The organism is Halobellus sp. MBLA0158, assembly GCF_041477585.1.
Classification (GTDB): domain Archaea; phylum Halobacteriota; class Halobacteria; order Halobacteriales; family Haloferacaceae; genus Haloquadratum; species Haloquadratum rubicundus.
On record NZ_JBGNYA010000001.1, the window covers coordinates 784,044 to 802,352 of the forward strand.

11 protein-coding genes are annotated in these 18,309 nt (G+C 68.9%); 7 read left to right on the top strand and 4 right to left on the bottom strand.

The window, feature by feature from the left end:
• Nucleotides 1-13: 13 nt before the first annotated feature.
• Nucleotides 14-886, bottom strand: coding sequence for a prolyl oligopeptidase family serine peptidase (locus tag OS889_RS04035; protein WP_372387521.1), 873 nt, complete (start codon nucleotides 884-886; stop codon nucleotides 14-16).
• A gap of 93 nt (nucleotides 887-979) precedes the next feature.
• On the opposite strand from OS889_RS04035, the gene gatB reads away from it, so the two are divergent.
• The 4 genes from gatB (at nucleotide 980) to OS889_RS04055 (ending at nucleotide 7,029) form a co-directional block, all read left to right on the top strand.
• Complete coding sequence (gatB, locus tag OS889_RS04040) at nucleotides 980-2,467, top strand: Asp-tRNA(Asn)/Glu-tRNA(Gln) amidotransferase subunit GatB (RefSeq protein ID WP_372387523.1); 1,488 nt, start codon at nucleotides 980-982, stop codon at nucleotides 2,465-2,467.
• A gap of 148 nt (nucleotides 2,468-2,615) precedes the next feature.
• Nucleotides 2,616-3,215 carry a hypothetical protein gene (locus OS889_RS04045; RefSeq protein WP_372387524.1) on the top strand — a complete coding sequence of 200 codons (600 nt, stop codon included), beginning with the start codon at nucleotides 2,616-2,618 and terminating at the stop codon, nucleotides 3,213-3,215.
• The gene (locus tag OS889_RS04050) at nucleotides 3,212-4,390 is read left to right on the top strand and encodes an inorganic phosphate transporter (protein WP_372387526.1); all 1,179 of its coding nucleotides are present in this window, start codon (nucleotides 3,212-3,214) and stop codon (nucleotides 4,388-4,390) included. The genes OS889_RS04045 and OS889_RS04050 overlap by 4 nt, the downstream gene beginning before the upstream one ends.
• A 110-nt stretch (nucleotides 4,391-4,500) precedes the next feature.
• Complete coding sequence (locus OS889_RS04055) at nucleotides 4,501-7,029, top strand: DNA topoisomerase I (protein WP_372387527.1); 2,529 nt, start codon at nucleotides 4,501-4,503, stop codon at nucleotides 7,027-7,029.
• A 21-nt stretch (nucleotides 7,030-7,050) separates the two neighbouring features.
• Here the strand turns inward: OS889_RS04055 and OS889_RS04060 are convergent, their stop codons facing one another.
• A complete protein-coding gene (locus tag OS889_RS04060; RefSeq protein WP_372387529.1) occupies nucleotides 7,051-8,091 on the bottom strand; it encodes a PAS domain-containing sensor histidine kinase in 1,041 nt (346 codons plus the stop codon).
• Between the two features lie 308 nt (nucleotides 8,092-8,399).
• On the opposite strand from OS889_RS04060, the gene OS889_RS04065 reads away from it, so the two are divergent.
• Nucleotides 8,400-9,704: an MFS transporter gene (locus tag OS889_RS04065; protein ID WP_372387531.1), complete on the top strand. Its 1,305-nt coding sequence runs from the start codon at nucleotides 8,400-8,402 to the stop codon at nucleotides 9,702-9,704.
• A 24-nt stretch (nucleotides 9,705-9,728) separates the two neighbouring features.
• On the opposite strand, the gene OS889_RS04070 is transcribed toward OS889_RS04065, so the two are convergent.
• On the bottom strand, nucleotides 9,729-10,682 hold the full coding sequence (locus tag OS889_RS04070; RefSeq protein ID WP_372387533.1) for a phosphoribosyltransferase HisG-related protein: 954 nt from the start codon (nucleotides 10,680-10,682) through the stop codon (nucleotides 9,729-9,731).
• 57 nt (nucleotides 10,683-10,739) lie between these two features.
• Complete coding sequence (locus tag OS889_RS04075) at nucleotides 10,740-12,626, bottom strand: coiled-coil domain-containing protein (protein WP_372387535.1); 1,887 nt, start codon at nucleotides 12,624-12,626, stop codon at nucleotides 10,740-10,742.
• Between the two features lie 103 nt (nucleotides 12,627-12,729).
• Between OS889_RS04075 and OS889_RS04080 the strand changes: the two genes are divergently transcribed.
• Complete coding sequence (locus tag OS889_RS04080; RefSeq protein ID WP_372387536.1) at nucleotides 12,730-16,266, top strand: type II/IV secretion system ATPase subunit; 3,537 nt, start codon at nucleotides 12,730-12,732, stop codon at nucleotides 16,264-16,266.
• Complete coding sequence (locus tag OS889_RS04085) at nucleotides 16,263-18,308, top strand: type II secretion system F family protein (RefSeq protein ID WP_372387538.1); 2,046 nt, start codon at nucleotides 16,263-16,265, stop codon at nucleotides 18,306-18,308. The genes OS889_RS04080 and OS889_RS04085 overlap by 4 nt, the downstream gene beginning before the upstream one ends.
• Nucleotide 18,309: the final 1 nt, after the last annotated feature.

Sequence of the window (18,309 nt, forward strand, 5' to 3'; positions counted from 1 at the left end):
ACCGCCTCCCGCGCTACCGGAGGTGCCGATCGAGGAAGCCCGCGGTCCACTCCAGGACGAACGCCCGCTGGGTTTCGTGGACGTCGTGGCCGGCGTCCGCGGCGACGACGCAGTCCGCGGGCGCGTCGCGGGCCTCCAGGAGGTCGTAGAACAGTTCCGAGCCCATTGGGGGGACGACGTCGTCGTCCTCGCCGTGGAGGAGCAGGACCGGCGGGGGGGAGTCGGCGCCGTCCGCACCGAGGTACGTCGACGGCGACGCCCGCTTCCAGGCCTCGGGCTCGGCCTCGCGGTCCCCGCCGAGGAGCGCGACGAGGGCGTCGGTCTCGGGCTGGTGTTCGAGCGCGTACGTGCCCGCGACGCCGACGACGGCCGCCAGCGCGTCGCTCGCGGCCGCGGCGCCCTCGCGCGTCGACTCCGCGAACGCCGTCGCCCGCGGCGCCAGTTCGTCGCCGCCGGCGGAAAGCGCCGCGAGCACCGCGAGGTGCGCTCCGGCGCCGTGGCCGAACGCCCCGATCCGGGCCGGATCGATTCCGATATCGCCGCCGCGGGCACGGAGCCACTTGACTGCGGCCTTCAGATCCCGCACCTGCGCCGGGAAGGTCGCCGCGTCGCTCCCGCGGTACGCGGGGACGGCGCAGACGTACCCTCGCTCGGCCAGATCGAGCGCGTAGCGGGCCCACTGGCCGCGGTCCGGCGATCGCCAGTCGCGGCCCGGCACCAACACGACGGCGGCGCGGCGGGCGGCGGCCGGATCGGTTCCCGCAGGGGATCCGCGCGGCCGACCCGGACGGTAGAGATCGAGGCGCAGCGTCGCCCCGCCGGGCGCCGCGAACGGCACCCCGCGGTCGACGTCGATCGGCGTCGCGTCGCCGAGGCCGGAGGTCATCGCTCCCGCCGTCTCCGCGCGGCGCGGAATAGGTTTCGCTTTGCTATCCCGGTCCCGTTAGCCTTTAGCCGCGCTACGTCGAACCGAGCGGTAATGACCGCGAAGGCGCTCTCCCAGCGGGATCTCGCCACCGTCATCGGGCTGGAGGTCCACGTCCAGCTCGAGACGGACACGAAGATCTTCTGCGGATGCTCGACGGAACCGGCCGACGACGAGGAGCCGAACAGCCGGACCTGCCCCGTCTGTCTGGGCCTGCCCGGCGCCCTGCCCGTCCTGAACGAGGGGGCCGTCGAGGCCGCCGTCAAGGTCGGCAAGGCCCTCGACGCCGACGTCGCCGAGCACACCCGCTTCCACCGGAAGAACTACTACTACCCCGACCTCCCCAAGAACTTCCAGATCACGCAGTACGACGCGCCGATCTGCGCCGACGGGACCCTGGAGATCTCCGTCGAGGGCGAGCGCCGCGAGATCGGCATCCAGCGCGCTCACCTCGAAGAGGACCCCGGGAGCCTCCAGCACAAGGGCGGCAGCATCGACACCGCCGACTACACGCTCGTCGACTACAACCGCGCCGGCACCCCGCTGATGGAGATCGTCACGAAGCCGGACTTCCGCAGCCCCCAGGAGACGCGCGCGTTCCTCGCCAAACTGGAGGAGGTCCTCGAATACCTCGGCGTCTTCGACTCCACGCGCGACGGTTCGCTCCGGGTCGACGCCAACATCTCGCTCGTGCCCGCCGAGGAGGTCGACGACGACGGATCCATCGCCGTCGAGTCACTGGAGGCCGCGAACCGGACCGAAGTGAAGAACATCTCCAGCCACAAGGGCGCGGAGCAGGCGCTCGCCTACGAGGTGACGCGACAGAAGAACGCCGTCCAGCGCGGCCGCGCGGTCGAACAGGAGACGCGCCACTGGGACGAGTCGCGGGGGATCACCGTCTCGATGCGCTCGAAGGAGGAAGAAAAGGACTACCGCTACTTCCGCGAGGCCGACCTCCCGCCATTGGAAGTCTCCGACTGGAAGGAGAAGATCGCGATCCCCGAACTCCCGGACGCCCGCCGCGAGCGCTTCCGCGCGGAGTACGGCCTCGATCAGGAGTCCGCCGCGAAGCTCACTTCGACCAAGGAGGTCGCGGACTTCTTCGAGGACGTCGCAGAGCAGTTCGACCCGGACCTGGCGGCGACGTGGGTCGCGGACAACCTCCTCGGGGAACTGAACTACCGCGATATGTCGATCACCGACGTCGACCACCGCCTCGAAGAGTTCACACGCCTCGTCGAACTCGTCGACGGCGAGGAGATCACGACCAAGAACGCCGAGGAGATCGTCCTCCGGCGGATGCTCGACGAGGGCGAGGCCCCGGACGCGATCATCGAGGCCGAGGACCTCGGCACGGCAGACGACGACGAGGTCGCCGTCGCCGTCGCGGAGGCGATCGAAGAGAACCCCGACGCCGTCGAGGACTACCACGCCGGCGAGGGCGGCGCGATCAACTTCCTCGTCGGGCAGGTGATGCAGAAGACCGGCGGCAGCGCCGACCCCGGCGACGTGAACCAGATGCTCCGCGAGGAACTGCAGTAGCGACGGCCGGATCCCCCTTCGTCGGGATGGAGGTGCGCTTTGCCAAGCTACTTGAGTCGCCGGAGCGTAGTACGGATGTGTCTGTTCTCACGCTTGTCGGACTCGGATTCGTGCTTCCTTCGCAGGTGACGTTCGGGCCGGGTGCAGCGTGAACCCGAGCAGCGTCGACTCGATCGTCGACCTGATCTACGGGCTGCTGATCGCGGTTTCGGTCGTCTTGATCGTCGTCGCCGGCAACGTCGTCGGGCTGGCGTTCGGGTTCGGGGTGCTCCTCTCGTACGTCCTGCACGTGGTCTGGAAGATGGCCCGCTTTGACCCCAACTGGATGACGACCGCAGTCGAAGAGACGGTCAACGAGACCGTCGAGCAAACGGTCGACGAAACCGTCGAAAAGACCGTCGACGAGACGGTCGAGCGAACGGTCGGCGAGACCGTCGACGAAACCGTCGAAGAGAAAATCAGCGAGACGGTGGAGACGACAGTCGGTGAGACGGTGGAAAAAACCGTCGACGAAACCGTCGAGAAAACCGTCGAAGAGACTGTCGGCGAGAGCGTGGAAAAGGCGGTCGACGAAACCGTCGAAGAGACGGTAGAGCAGACGGTCGGCGAAACCGTCGAGGAGACCGTCGAAGAGAAGGTGAGCGAGAAAGTCGAAGCCACCCTGGACGAACAGCGCGCCGGTGAGCGCGCGGACGAGGCGGCGGACGAAGGCGCCGACGAAGACGACGATCCGGACGGGAATCGATGATCAGCCCCCTCCTCGTCGTCGGGATCCTCGTCGCGATGTTCGTCGCCTACAACATCGGCGGCTCGACCACGGGACCGGCGTTCGGGCCGGCCGTCGGCGCTGACGCCATCTCCAAGCCCGTCGCCGCGGCCCTGATGGGCGTGTTCTTCTTTCTCGGCGCCTGGACGCTCGGCCGCAACGTCGTGACGAAACTCGGCAGCGAGCTGGTCGTCGACACCGGCGTCTTCACCCTCGAAGCCTCGATTGCGGTGCTGTTCTTCATCGGCATCGCCCTGCTCGTCGGCAACGTCTTCGGCGTGCCGGCCTCGACCTCGATGACCGCCGTGGGCGCCATCGCCGGGCTGGGGTTAGCCGGCGGGGTGCTGGACCTCGCCGTGATGGGTGAGATCGTCATCTGGTGGGTCGTCTCCCCGATCATCGGCTTCTGGGTCTCGCTGATCATCGGCCGGTACTTCTACGCGCGGCTGAACCGGATGGTCGCGATGGAGCGCAGCACGGGACCGCTGTTCGACGTCGATCGGTCGGGGGCGGTCCCGATCCCGCGCGTCCACCGGACGACCAACCGTCGGGAACTGGCCGGGACGGCCACCGTTGTCGCGATCGGCTGTCTGATGGCCTTCTCTTCGGGCACCTCGAACATCGCCAACGCGGTCGCGCCGCTGGTCGGCAGCGGCGAACTCGCGATGGATCCGGCGATCGTCTTCGGCGGCATCGCCGTCGCCGTCGGCGCGTTCACCATCGCCCGACGGACGCTGGAGACGATGGGCAGCGACATCACCGAACTGCCCCTGACGGCGGCCATCGTGGTCGCCTCGGTCTCCTCGACGCTCGTGGTCTTCCTCTCGGCGCTCGGCATCCCCGCGAGCTTCGTCATCATCGCGACGATGTCCATCGTGGGACTGGGCTGGGGCCGGGCGACCCGGCCGATGACCGCCTCCGAGTTCGTCACCGGCGAGGAGAGCGCCCCAGTCACGGTCGACGCCTTGGCGGCCGACGAGGAGGGCGAGTCGCTCCCCCCGATCGGCGCGGAGGACGCGGCGGACATCCCCAGTCCGGGGGCGCTGTTCAATCCGGTGACGACCGCCAGAGTCGTCCTGATGCAGAACGTCGTGCCGGCGATCGCGACGATCGGTGCCTATCTCACCTTCCGGTTCGTTCCGGTGTTCGGAATCTGAGTGGCCGGCCGACCCGATAGCGTTCGTCGCGCACACGCGCGCAGTCGTCCGATTTTCTTCGATTCCACGCCACGAAAGGTTTAGGCCGACCCCTCGCTTAGCGGCCTCCAATGAGCCAGGGCCCGGAACTCATCATCACCGAGAAGGACAACGCCGCTCGGCGGATCGCGGACATCCTGAGCGGCGGGTCCGCCGAGGCCGACCGCCTCAACGGCGTCAACGTCTACAAGTGGGGCGGCAAGCGCTGCATCGGCCTCTCCGGCCACGTCGTCGGCGTCGACTTCCCGCCGGAGTACAACGACTGGCGCGACGTCGAGCCGGTCGAACTGATCGACGCGCCGATCGACAAGCACCCGACCCAGGAGAACATCGTCGCGGCGCTCCGCCGGCTCGCCCGCCGCGCCGGCAGCGTCGTGATCGCGACCGACTACGACCGCGAGGGCGAGCTCATCGGCAAGGAGGCCTACGAGCTGGTCCGGGAGGTCAACGAGGAGGTCCCAGTCGACCGCGTCCGCTTCTCGTCGATCACCGAAAACGAGGTCCAGGAGGCGTTCGCGAACCCCGACGAGCTCGACTTCGACCTCGCGGCCGCGGGCGAGGCCCGCCAGATCGTCGACCTCGTGTGGGGCGCGGCGCTCACCCGCTACCTCTCGCTTTCGGCCCGACAGCTCGGCGACGACTTCATCTCCGTCGGCCGGGTCCAGGGGCCGACGCTGAAGCTCATCGTCGACCGCGAACGCGAGATCGAGGCGTTCGACCCCGAGGACTACTGGGAGCTGTTCGCCGACCTCGAGAAGGACGAGGGGAGCGACGGCGCCTTCGAGGCGCAGTACTTCTACCTTGACGAGGACGGAAACGAGGCCGAGCGCGTCTGGGACGAAGCCGCCGCCGAGGCCGCCTACGAGACCCTGGAGTCGGCGTCGACGGCGACGGTCGAGTCGGTCCGCCGGCGCACCCGGACCGACGACCCGCCGGCGCCGTTCAACACCACCCAGTTCATCCGCGCGGCGGGCTCGCTCGGCTACTCCGCCCAGCGCGCGATGAGCATCGCCGAGGACCTCTACACCGCCGGCTACGTCACCTATCCCCGGACGGACAACACGGTCTACCCGGACGACCTGGACCCCCGCGAACTGCTCGATTCCTTCACCGGCACCCGGACCTTCGGCGACGACGCCGACTCCCTCCTGGAACAGGAGTCGATCGAGCCCACCGCGGGCGACGAGGAGACGACAGACCACCCGCCGATCCACCCGACGGGCGAACTGCCGGGCCGGTCGGACCTCACGGAGGACGAGTGGGAGGTCTACGAGCTCGTCGTCCGGCGGTTCTTCGCGACCGTCGCCGAGCCGGCCACCTGGGAGCACCTCCGGGTCGTCGCCGCCGTCGGGGGCGACGAGGACGAACTCTCGCTGAAGGCCAACGGCAAGCGCCTCCTGGAGCCGGGCTACCACGCGGTCTACCCCTACTCCAACGCCAGCGAGTCGTTCGTTCCCGACGTGACCGAGGGCGAGGAGCTGGCCGTCACCGACACCGCGTTCGAGGCGAAGCAGACCCAGCCGCCGCGGCGCTACGGCCAGTCGCGGCTCATCGAGACGATGGAGCAGATGGGCATCGGGACGAAGGCCACCCGCCACGACGTCATCCAGAAGCTCTACGACCGGGGCTACATCGAGAGCGACCCGCCGCGGCCGACCCGCCTCGCGCGCGCCGTCGTCGAGGCCGCCGAGGAGTTCGCCGACCGGATCGTGAGCGAGGAGATGACCGCCCAGCTGGAGCAGGATATGCAGGCCATCGCCCGCGGCGAGGCCAGCCTGGAGGAGGTGACCGCCGAGTCCCGGGAGATGCTCGACGCCGTCTTCGAGGGGCTGATGGAGTCCGGCGAGGAAGTGGGAAAACACCTCCAGGAGTCGCTGAAGGCCGACAAAACCGTGGGAGAATGCCCCGAGTGCGGCGGCGACCTCGTGATCAGAAAGAGCCGGCGCGGCTCGTACTTCATCGGCTGTGACTCCTACCCCGACTGCGAGAACACGCTGCCGCTGCCCTCGACGGGCAAGCCCCTGCTGCTCGAAGAGACCTGCGAGGACCACGGCCTCCACCACGTCAAGATGCTGGCCGGTCGGAAGACGTTCGTCCACGGCTGTCCGCTCTGCAAGGCCGAGGAGGCCGACGAACAGGAGGATCTGGTGATCGGGCCGTGTCCGGACTGTGGCGAAGAACACGGGGGCGAACTCGCGATCAAGCGCCTCCGCTCGGGCTCGCGGCTCGTCGGCTGTACGCGCTATCCCGACTGCGATTACTCGCTTCCCCTCCCCCGCCGCGGCGACGTCGAGGTGACGGACGCGACCTGCGAGGAACACGGCCTCCCGGAGCTCCGGATCGTCTACGAGGACGACAGCGAGCCCTGGGAACTCGGCTGTCCGATCTGCAACTACCGCGAGTACCAGGCCGAACAGAGCGAAAGCGGCACCGACCTAGAGAGCGTCAGCGGCATCGGCTCGAAGACGGCGGAGAAACTGAAGGACGCGGGCGTCGAGGACGTCGACTCGCTGAAGTCCGCCGAGCCCGACGCCCTCGCCGAGCGGGTCGACGGCGTCGGCCCCGACACCGTGCGGAAGTGGCAGGCCGACGCGGACTGACGGGGCCGTTCCGGCGTCGCCTCACTCCGCCTTCGGGAGCCGAACGACGAACACGCTCCCGCGGGGATCGTTGTCCTCGACCGCGACGTCGCCGCCGTAGCCGTCGATGAGCGTCTCCACGAGGTGGAGCCCGAGCCCCGCCCCGGAGCTCTTGATGCTCTTTTTGCCCTTCTGGAAGATCAGGTCGCGTTCGTCCTCGGGGATGCCAGGGCCGTTGTCGGCGACGCGCACGATCGCTTCTTCGTCGGTCGTCTCGCCGGACACCTCGACGACCGGGTCGTCGCTGTCGTTGTGCTGGACGGCGTTGTTCAGGAGGTTTCTGAACACCGACGCCAGCATATCGTTCGCCGTCACCTCGACGTCCGGGAGGTCCTCGACGACGAACTCCGCGTCCGGGTAGGACTCCCGGCGGAGCTCGACCTCCTGGTCGAGTATCGGCTCCAGCGCGACGGGATGGATGTCGACCTCGCCCTCGCCCACCACCGCCTCGGCGTAGTCGCGCGCGATCTCGGTGAGCTCGACGACGTGCTCGCCCGAGCGGATGATCCGCCGGAGGTGCTCGCGTCCCTCCTCGTCGAGGTGGGATTCCAGGAGCTCCGCCCACCCGAGGATCACGCTCATGTCGTTCCGGATGTCGTGGCGGACGATCCGGTTCAGCACTTCGAGCTCCTCCTCGCGCCGCTTCACGTCGGTGATGTCCACCGTGATCCCGACGACGCTGTAGTCTCCGCTGTCGTCCTGAATCGGGAAGTGCCGGGTCTGGGTCCACCGCACCGTCCCGTCCGGGCGGACGACCCGCGCCTCGTAGAACGCCTCGGACACCTCGTCCGCCGACGTCGCGACGCGCGATCGGACCATCTCCCGATCCTCGGGGTGGATCGTCTCGAACAGCCGCGTGACGTCCGATTCGACCTCCTCGGAGGGGATCCCCCAGATGTCCTCGAAGCCCGCGCTGATGTACTCGAACTCCCCGGGCTCGCCGACGATCCAGATCGACACCCCGTCGATGTGGTCGATCAGCGTCCGGAAGTCCGAACGCTGCTGGAGCGGCTGTTGATTCATACACGATCTTGGGTCACCCGCGCAATAAGTCCTCTGTGAACGCCACCTCGAAACGCACAGTTTATCGCGGTTTCGATCCTGAAACGCGCGTTTTCGGTGCGGCTTCGCGTCCGTCCGCGGGTCTCTCGGACGCGCCGCGGGGATCCCGGGGCCATCGACGTCGAGCCGCGAACGGACGCGCGGCGCCGCTGTCGTTCGCGGACTGAAAGGGACTTTAGTCGCGAACCGTTCTGGTGACGTATGTGTCCGGTTTCGCTGCCGTGTGGGTCTCCCGACCGGGGCTTCGACTCCGGAGGTGATCCCGACCGATGATCGGCGACACGGACGAGCGGGTGATCGCCCTCGGTCTCGCCCGGATGGCCGACGCCCTGGGGAACTCCTTTCTCATCATCGTGCTGCCCCTCTACATCGCCAGTGGACAGGTCTCGATCGACGCCCTCGTCGGCGGGGACCTCTTCGGGTTCGTCGTCGGCGAGGAGTTCCTGATCGGCTTCGTCCTCTCGCTGTTCGGCTTTCTCAACAGCTTCGGCCAGCCGTTCACCGGCCGCCTGTCGGACCGGACCGGCCGGCGCAAGGCGTTCGTCCTGTTCGGGCTGGTGCTCTTCGCGATCGGGAGCGTCGCCTACCCCTTCCTGAGCAACTACTGGGCGGTCCTGCTCGCGCGGGGCTTCCAGGGCGTCGGCGCGGCGTTCAGCGTCCCGGCGACGGTCGCGCTCGTCAACGACTACGCCCGCTCGGACCGCGAGCGCGGCGGCAACTTCGGCGTCTTCAACACCTTCCGGCTGATCGGGTTCGGCTTCGGGCCGATCGTCGCCGGAATCGTGATCCGGTTCGGCCCCTACGCGACGCCGTTCGGCGCGCTCTCCGGCTTCAACGCCGCGTTCGGCATCGCCGTGCTGGGCGCGGTCGTGAGCTTCCTGCTCGTCGCCGCGGTCGTCGACGACCCGCCCTCGGTCGACGCCGAGGCGGGCGAGGACCTCTCGATCCGGATCCTCGACCGCGGCGGCCCTCGTCTGCTCGATTCGGTGTTCGTCCTCGGCGTCGGCACCTTCTTCATGGCGGCCACGATCGCGCTGTTCGCGCCGCTGGAGGCGCCGATCCGCGCCCGGCTCGACGAGGGGACGTTCCTCTTCAGCGTCCAGTTCGCCGCCGTCGTCATCGCGAACGTGCTCCTCCAGATCCCCATCGGCAACGCCAGCGACGCCTACGGCCGGCGCCCGTTCCTGCTGGCGGGCTTCGTGCTCCTCGTGCCCTCGGTGTTCGCCCAGGGCGTGGTCACGACCCCGCTGACGATGCTGGGCGCGCGGCTGCTCCAGGGGGTCGCGGTCGCGCTCGTGTTCGCGCCGTCGCTCGCGCTCGCGGGCGACCTCGCGGGCGAGGGCCAGTCCGGGAGCACGCTCTCGGTGCTGACGATGGCGTTCGGTCTCGGCGTCGCGGTCGGCCCGCTGGCCTCGGGGTTCCTCTACAACCTCGGCGGCTTCGCGACGCCCTTCACCGTCGGCGCCGTCGCGGCGCTCGCGGCGCTCGTCCTCGTCTACTCGCAGGTCCGCGAGTCGCTGACTGACGACCCCGGCGGCGGCGCCGGCCCGGCCGCGGCAGTCGCAGAAGAGTAGCGAGAGCGGGAACGCCGGAGCGGTTCACACCGCGATCTCGGTCTCGTGGGGCGACGTCGAGAGCGCCTCACAGACGCGCTCTGCGGCGTCGAGGTCGGCGGCCTCCACGACGTTCTCCATCAGCACGGTCTCGGACGGAAAGAGGTGCTCGCCGAGGATCAGCCCGTGCTCGCGGGCGGTCGAGCCCGTCATCGTGAGGTAGACGCCGAGGCCGACGTCGGCGATGGCGGCCTCCTCCTCGCGCTCGTCGTCGGGGTACGCGAAGGTGACGCCCTCCAGGGGGCGCGTCCCGAGGACGGCCTCGACGAGCCGCTCGTACCGGGGCGAGATGCACAGCGGCCCCTCGTAGCCGGCGACGAACTCCCGGTCCAGGTCCGCGCCGGGCGGGAGGATCTCGGGGCGGGCCATCAGCGTGTGATAGACCGTGTCGCCGAGGCCGGAGACGACGCGGACGTCGGTGTTCATCGGGTCGATCCGGGCGTTGACGTCGGCGATGGACTCCACGCCCTCGGGTTCGAGTTCGACCACCTCTTCGAGGACGAGGTCGGCGCTGTCGAAGCCCAGCGCGAACTCGTGGGTCCGGAGCGCGCGGAAGGGCTCCTCGCGGCCGACGAACTGGACCGGCACGCCCGCGACGTCGACCGTCAGGCTGTCGAAGACGATCCGCCGGGGCATCCCCTCCCGCTGGTCGCGGAGGAGCGTGTACTCGGGCGCGTAGTCGTCGTCGAGGTCCGAGTAGGTCGCGAGGCGCTGGTAGACGTCCGCGCCCGGCTCGGCGTTGCCCTTCGTGATCGCCTTCTCGTGGCGGAGCGTCGAGATGATCTCGTCGGCCACGTGCTCGGGGTCGCGGCCGTCGCCGGACTGCGCCCGGTCGCTCGGCTGGCGGGTCTCGCCGACGTCGGCGACGCGTTCGAGCACGGCTTCGAGCGGGCGGCCCTTGCGCGGGACGGCGACGCGAATCGCCTCCGTCTGGGTCATTACCGGACCCACGAGTGGGCGCGCTAAACCGATTGCGCTTCGCGGTCTCTGCCTCAGTTACTCTCCGTTCCCGGCGCCGCCGGGGCCGAAGGCGCTGTTGAGCCGGTCGCGGAACTGCTTGAGCGTCTCGATGTCGTCTTCGATCGACTCGATGCGGTCGAGCGCCGCAGACAGCTCCGAGAGCTCCCGGCGGACGTCGTCGATCTCGGCTTCGAGCGCCTCGCGCGTGTCGAGGACGTCGCTGTCGAGGGCCGCGATGTCCTCGCGCACGTCGCCCATCTCGTCGTCGAGCCGCGCGACCCGCTCGTCGGTGTCGGCGACGTCGAGCGCGACGTCGTCGAGGTCGCTCGCGAGGTCGTCCACGTCGCCCGTGACCGCCTCGACGTCGGCGGCGACGGCGTCGAGCCGTTCTGCCGTCTCGTCGAGCCGGTCTTCGATCGCGTCGGTCTGCTCCTGGAGGTCGTCGACGCCGGCGCTCGCGGCCGCGGCCGTCTCCGCCACGTCGTCGAGGCGCTCGTCCGTCGCCGCGAGGTCCGACGCGGTCGACTCGACGTTCGTGCGGACTCCGGTCACGTCCTCGCGGATGGCCTCGCGTTCCTCTGCGGCGTCGTCGACGGCGTCCCGGAGGTCGTCGAGCTCCGCTTCGACCTCGGTCAGCTCGGTGTCGACCCGCTCTACGAGCTCGGCGCCGGTGCCCTCCTCGTCGATGAACTCCGCGATCGCGTCGGCGTAGGCGTTGAGGTCTTCCATCTGCGCCTGCACACGGCGGATGCGCACGTCGGCGCTCCGCGGGAGGCCGGCGTCGAACTCCTCGCGGAGCGTCTCCAGGTCGTCGTCGTCGACCTCGCCCGCGCGGATCTCGGCGGCGAGCGTCGCCGCCAGTCCGCCCTCGGGACTCGTCGATGCCGCGGCCGCGCCGCCGGCGGGCTCGGCCTCACTCGCCGGCTCCTCGTTGGCGCCCGCGGTCTCGCCGTCTTCGACGTCGACCTCCGCTTCGATGTCGACGTAGTCCGCGTCGGCTTCGGCTTCGACTTCGGCTCCCTCGTCGACCGACGGCTCTGCCGCCTCTGGCTCGGCCTCTTCGGCCGCCTCCGCGGGCTCCGGCTCCGGTTCCTCCGCGGCTTCCTCGGGCTCGGAGTCTGCCGATTCTGCGGCGGCTTCGGCTTCCGCTTCTGCCTCTTCGGTGCCCGTCTCGACCGGAGAGACCGTGGCCTCCTCCGTCCGCTGGAGCGCCGGCGTCAGTCCGGGGGCGACGGCTCGGGGCGTCGGCGACTCCTCGGCGTCCGACGGCGTCGGCTCCGCGTCGGCGTCCACGTCGTACTCTACGACCTCCGGCTCGATGTCGGCCTCTTCGGCCCCGACGTCCGGGTCGGCCTCGACGTCGTCGGGGGCCGCTTCGACGCCCGGCTCCTCGCCGGGCTCGGCCGCCGGGGGCTCTTCCGCCTCGCGGGCTTCCTGGGCCTCGTCGGCGAGTCGTCCCCGCCCCTGGAGCGCGTCGCGCACGAGCTGACTGCGGTCGGCGCCGAGGATGTCCTCGACGTTCGAGCCGGCCTCGTCGCCCTCGGCCATCTCCTCGGGGCGCGGCGGGCGTTCGAGGATCGGCTCGCCGAGGAAGTCCTCGATCTCCGCGGAGTCGTCCAGTCGGATGCCGTAGACCGTCGTCACCGACTCGCCGGGCTCGAGCGTCCGCTCGAACTCGACGCGGTGGTCCTTGTAGGCCGTCCAGGCCTCGCTCTCGTAGTCCGGGTGGAACCCCACTCCCTCCATCGGGAAGTCCTCGGGGATCTGGTCGACGATGCGGACGTGGACGGGTTCGTCGCTCTCGGAGGTGAGTCGGAACTTGATCGCCGGGACCGGGAACTCCTCGCCGGCGAACGATTTCTCGACGCGCACCTCCTCGTCTGCAACGGAGACCGTTCGGTCGGGGTCGGCGTCGTGGCTCATAGGGCCCCTTACCGAAACGGCTCACATAAAACAACCGGGCAAAATACCGCCTCTGAGAACCGCGGCAGAAGTCTTTTTCCCTGACGGCACCCTCCGTCGAACGATGGCAACCGACGACGACGCGTCGGTGACCGCCGAGGGGGGCGGCGACGACGCGTCGGAGGGCGACGGGGACGACCCGCCGTCGACCCTCGAGGGGGGCACCGTCGATCGTGCCGCAGCGGCGGCCGAGGCGACCGACCAGCTCGCGGTCCGAGCGGACGATCCGTCGGCCGAAGGCGGCTCTGAATCCGCCGACGGCGATGCCGACGCCGACGCCGGCCCGGGCGCGGTCCGCGGCGAGTACACCTGGGCGGACTTCCTCGACGAGTACGGCGCCGACGGCGACGTCGAGTCGCTGTATCGCGGCCGCGACCCCCGCGAACTGGACCGGGCCGACGCCGACAGCGCGCGCTGGGACGACGGCGTCGAGATTCCGACGCCGACCCGCGAGGACTGGGACGGGGTGAGCCTCGATCCCGAGTCGTACCTCGATTTCCACCCCGTCGACGTCGACGGCGAGGTCGCCGACGCCGTCGCGGAGGCGGTCCGGCTCGACCGCGAGTTCGAGGACTTCTGCGACCCCGAGACCACGCCCGTCGTCAAGGACGTCTGGCTCTGGGAGCACTACAAGCGGGAGCACTACTACGAGGCCGACGGGTCGCGACCGCGCGACGACGCGGGCGAGATCGAGCCCTTCGACGCGACGGAGGCGCTGGGCTTCGATCCCGACCACGTCGAGAACGCGCTGGCCCGCGGCGGGCAGCGCGCCGCAGAGCTCAAGGACCTCGTCGACGAGCGGACGGTCGACGTCGACCCCGAGTTCGACGAGGACGCCTTCTTCACCGACGCCCGCGGGGCGACGACAGTCGTGAACCGCTACGACCTGGAGAAGGCGGTCCCGATGGAGAAGAAGACCCACTTCCGGGAGGTCGAGCGCTACTGGGTCAACAAGCCCCACGCGTTCGTGATCCTGTTTCACTCCGAGAAGGAAAACGAGAAGAAGTACTACGTGATCGAGCCGCACCGCAACCGCATCGAGGCCGACCTCGTCGAGTTCCTCACCGGGAAGCTCCGGACGGCGATCAAGTACGACGACGAGAGCGTCGTCGCCGAGGGCCCCGACACGCGGCGGCGGGTGATCGAACAGCAGGCGCTCGAACTGCTCGAACGCTACAATCTCTACCGGACGCCGGAGCGACCCTGGGAGGCCGGGCTCTCGGTGCTTCCGACCGGATCGAGCGACGGCGGCGACGGCGGACTGCTCGCCGGGCTCGATCTGGACCTCGGATTCGGCTCCGACGACGGCTCGGCGAGCGGCGAAGCCGACGACAGCGCCGACGCGCCGTCCTTGAGCGGCCGCTCGCTCTCGTCGGTCGCCCGCGCGCTCGGCCTCCGCGAGGGCTCGCTCGGCGGCCGGCTGGACGGCCTCCTCGCCGACGACACGCGCGGCCCGCCGGACCCCTCGCTCGACGGGATCGCGGCGCGCCCCGAGCCCGCGGTCCTGGAGGAGGACCCGACGGAACTGAACGACTACCAGGTCGAGAAGCTGCTCTACGCGCTCCGCCGGGACTTCATCGGCTACGAGCGGATCGACGGCATCAAACACGACGTCAACGTCGAGGACATCTCCTGCGACGGCTACAACTCCCCCGTCTTCGTCTACCACTCCGACTACGAGCAGATCATCACCAACGTCTACCACGGCGAGGAGGAGCTCGACGACTTCGTGGTCAAGCTCGCCCAGCGCTCGGGCAAGGGCATCTCGAAACGCCGGCCCCAGGTCGACGCCACCCTCCCGGACGGGTCGCGGGCGCAGTTGACCCTCGGCCGGGAAGTGTCGGACCACGGCACAAACTACACGATCCGACAGTTCAAGGACGTCCCCTACACGCCGATCGACCTGGTGAACTGGAAGACCTTCTCCTTGGAGGAGATGGCCTTCCTCTGGCTCTGCATCGAGAACGACAAGAGCCTGATCTTCGCCGGCGGCACGGCCTCGGGGAAGACCACCTCGCTGAACGCCGTCTCGCTTTTCATCCCCTCGAACGCGAAGATCGTCTCGATCGAGGACACCCGCGAGGTCGAACTCCCCCAGCGCAACTGGGTCGCCTCCGTCACCCGGCCGTCGTTCAGCGACGACGACCGCGGCGACGTCGACGAGTTCGACCTCCTCGAAGCCGCGCTCCGCCAGCGCCCCGACTACATCGTGATGGGCGAGATCCGCGGCGAGGAGGGCCGGACGCTCTTCCAGGTGATGTCGACCGGCCACACCACGTACACGACGTTCCACGCCGACAGCGTCGGCGAGGTCCTCAAGCGGTTCACGACCGATCCGATCAACGTCTCGAAGACGATGTTCACGGCGCTGGATCTCGTCTCCGTCCAGACCTCCACGCGGGTCCAGGGCGACAAGGTCCGCCGGAACAAGGCCCTGACCGAGATCAACCACTACGACGCCGAGAACGACGAGATCAACGTCCAGGACGTCTACCAGTGGCAGGCGGAGGGCGACGAGTTCCTGAAGATGGGCTCGTCCAACACCTTAGAGGACATCCGCTTCGACCGCGGGTGGACCCGCGAGCGGCTCGATGACGAGCTGTTCCAGCGGCACGTCGTCCTCGCGTACCTGATTGACCGCGGGCTCAACACCTACACCGAGGTCGCAGCGACGCTCCAGGCGTTCATCAACGACCCCGAGGCGATCCTCGCGCTGATGGCGCGCGACGAACTCGAACGGAGCCTGGAGGACCTCCGCGAGATGGAATCGGTCGAGATCGACGTCGACCCCGAAAAGGAGGAGATGGTCCCCCGACCGGACCCGACGGCCGACGTCCAAGACCAATGCCGCGAGATCCTCGACCGGGCCGAAGAGGAACTGTGGCCCGACTACCGCGACCTCGACGACGTCGACGTCGCCGACGCCCTGGTCGACGTCGAGTCCGCCCCGGACCTCGCCGCCGACCCCGGCGACGAGCACCCCGAACTCGACGCGCTCGACGAGCGGACCGAGACGCCCGAACTCGACGCGGGTGACGCGGCGGACGACGGCCCGGCCGCAATCGACGCGGACGCGGACGCGGATGCCGAAGACGACGACGTCCCCGCACTCGACGGGGACACCGAGGGGCCCGCAGAGGCGGGCTCCGATTCCCGGTCCGGGTCCGGGTCTGAATCCGGATCCGGTGACGTCACGTTCGAGGACCTCGTCGAGAGCGGCGGCCCGACAGAAGCACAGAGTGACGACGCCGAGGACGCCGGCAGCGACTCTCCGGAGACGGACGACGGTAGTGATCCGCTCGCCGCCGACGGCGACAGCGATGCCGGGATCGCCGACGGGAGCGATCTCGGGGACGGTCGCGACGCCGGCGCGGGAGATGACTCGGATGCGGATTCGGACTCGGAATTGAATGCGGATTCGAATTTGGACTCAGACCCGGCCGCAGATTCCGATTCGGGCTCGGACGCGGATTCGGATTCAGGCTCGGACGCCACCGTCGACGAGTCCGACTGGGACTTCGGGGACGTCGAGGGCGCGGCGGACGACGAACGCGACGGCGAGACGACCGACACCGACGACCGCTCGGGTGAGGACGGATGAGTCTCGACGTCGGCGACGGCGAGGAAATCGACCGCAGCACCGACACGCTCGGCGACGCGTTCTATCCCCTCTTCCAGTTCCTCTTCGACGAGGACGGCGACTTCGTGGCCGACGTCGGGACGAAGCTCGAACAGGCGCGGATCGGCGCGACCGTGGAGCTGTATCTCTCCCACGCGCTGGCCATCGGCGTCATCGTCGGCGGCGCGCTGTGGCTCCTCGGCACGCTCGTCGGCTGGGCGGTCTTCGAGTTCGGCCTCGTCGACCCCGCCGTGTTCAGCATCGGCCTCCCGGTATCCGACAGCGCGACGGCCGCGGCCCTCAACGCGCTCACGGCGCCGGCAGTCACGATCGTCTCGGGGCTCGTCTTCGGCTCGATCGGATTCGCGCTCGGGTTCGGCACGCTCGTCGCGATCCCGTACTCGCGGGCCTCCGCGCGGGAGCGGGAGATCAATATGCTGCTCCCCGACGCGATCTCGTTCATGTACGCGCTGTCGGTCGGCGGGCTGAACCAACTCGAAATCCTGGAGGCGATGGCCCGCGCCGACGACACCTACGGCGAGGTCGCAAAGGAGTTCCAGAGCATCGTCCGCGAGACGGAGTACTTCGGGACCGACTACCGGAACGCTATCCGTGATCAGGCGATGCTGACGCCCTCCGAGGAGCTCTCGCAGTTCCTCACCGACATGCTCTCGATCGTCAACTCCGGCGGCGATATGGAGGGCTTCCTCGACGACAAGAAGGAAAAGCACCTCAGGACTGCAAAGCAGGAACAGGAGACGATCCTCGAAACGCTGGAGCTGTTCGGCGAGATGTACATGACGCTCTCGCTGTTTCCCCTGCTTCTCATCATCATCCTCGTGATCATGAGTATGCTCGGCAACTCCCAGGAGCGCCTCCTGTACGCCACCGTTTATGCCCTCATCCCGCTCACCGGCGTGGGCTTTCTCGTGCTCGTCTCGACCGTGAAGCAGGACGAGCCCGGCGACGGCTACCTCCAGCCCTCCGAGAGCACCGACCGCCTCGAACAGGTGACCCGCGAGGGGCTGATCCACATGGGCCTGATCGAGAGCTTCGTCGGGGAGTTCCGGCTGTTCGACCGCATCCGCGACCGCGAGGGGACCCACAAGACCGCCCAGCTCCTCCGCCGGCCGCACATCTTCTTCCGCGACCACCCGCTTTATACCCTCGTCGTGACGGTGCCGGCGGCGGTCGCGCTCCTCGCGGTCGCGGTCGTCAACGGGGCCGCACCGCTCTCCTGGGGGCGGATGCTCGACTCGCCCGTCTGGGGGACCTTCGTCTGGTGGTACGTCCCAACCTACGTGGTCGGGATCCCGCTCGCGTTCTTCCACTCCTGGAACGTCCGCTCGCGGAACGCCATCACCGGCAAGCTCTCGGACGACCTCCGGAAGCTCTCCAGCGCGAACGACACCGGCCAGACGCTCCTGGAGTCTGTCAAGACCGTCGCCGACACCTCCTCGGGCAAGCTCGCCGACGAGTTCGAGGTGATGCACGCGAAGGTGAACTACGGGATGAGCCTCCGCAGCGCCCTCGTGGAGTTCAACAACAAGTATCACATCCCCCGCCTGGCCCGCACGGTCAAGCTCATCTCGAAGGCCCAGGAGGCCTCAAGCGAGATCACCGAGGTGCTGACGACCGCGGCGCAGGCCTCCGAGAACCAAGACGACATAGAACGCGAGCGGAAGTCCAGAACGCGGATGCAGGTGGCGATCATCCTGATGACCTACCTCACGCTTCTGGGCGTGATGGCGATCCTCAAGACGCAGTTCCTCGACGTGATGGCCGGGCTGGCCTCGCAGGCCTCCTCGGCCGGCGGGAGCGAACTCTCCGGGCAGGGGTTGAACTTCGGCGAGGGGGTCGACACCGCTGTGCTGTCGCTTCTGTTCTTCCACGCCGTGACGCTCCAGGCGGGGCTATCGGGGTTCATCAGCGGCTACATCCGGGACGCCGACATCGTTTCCGGGGTGAAGTTCGTGGTCGTCCTCCAGACCGTCGCGCTCGCCGTGTGGATGGTGGTCGGGTGAG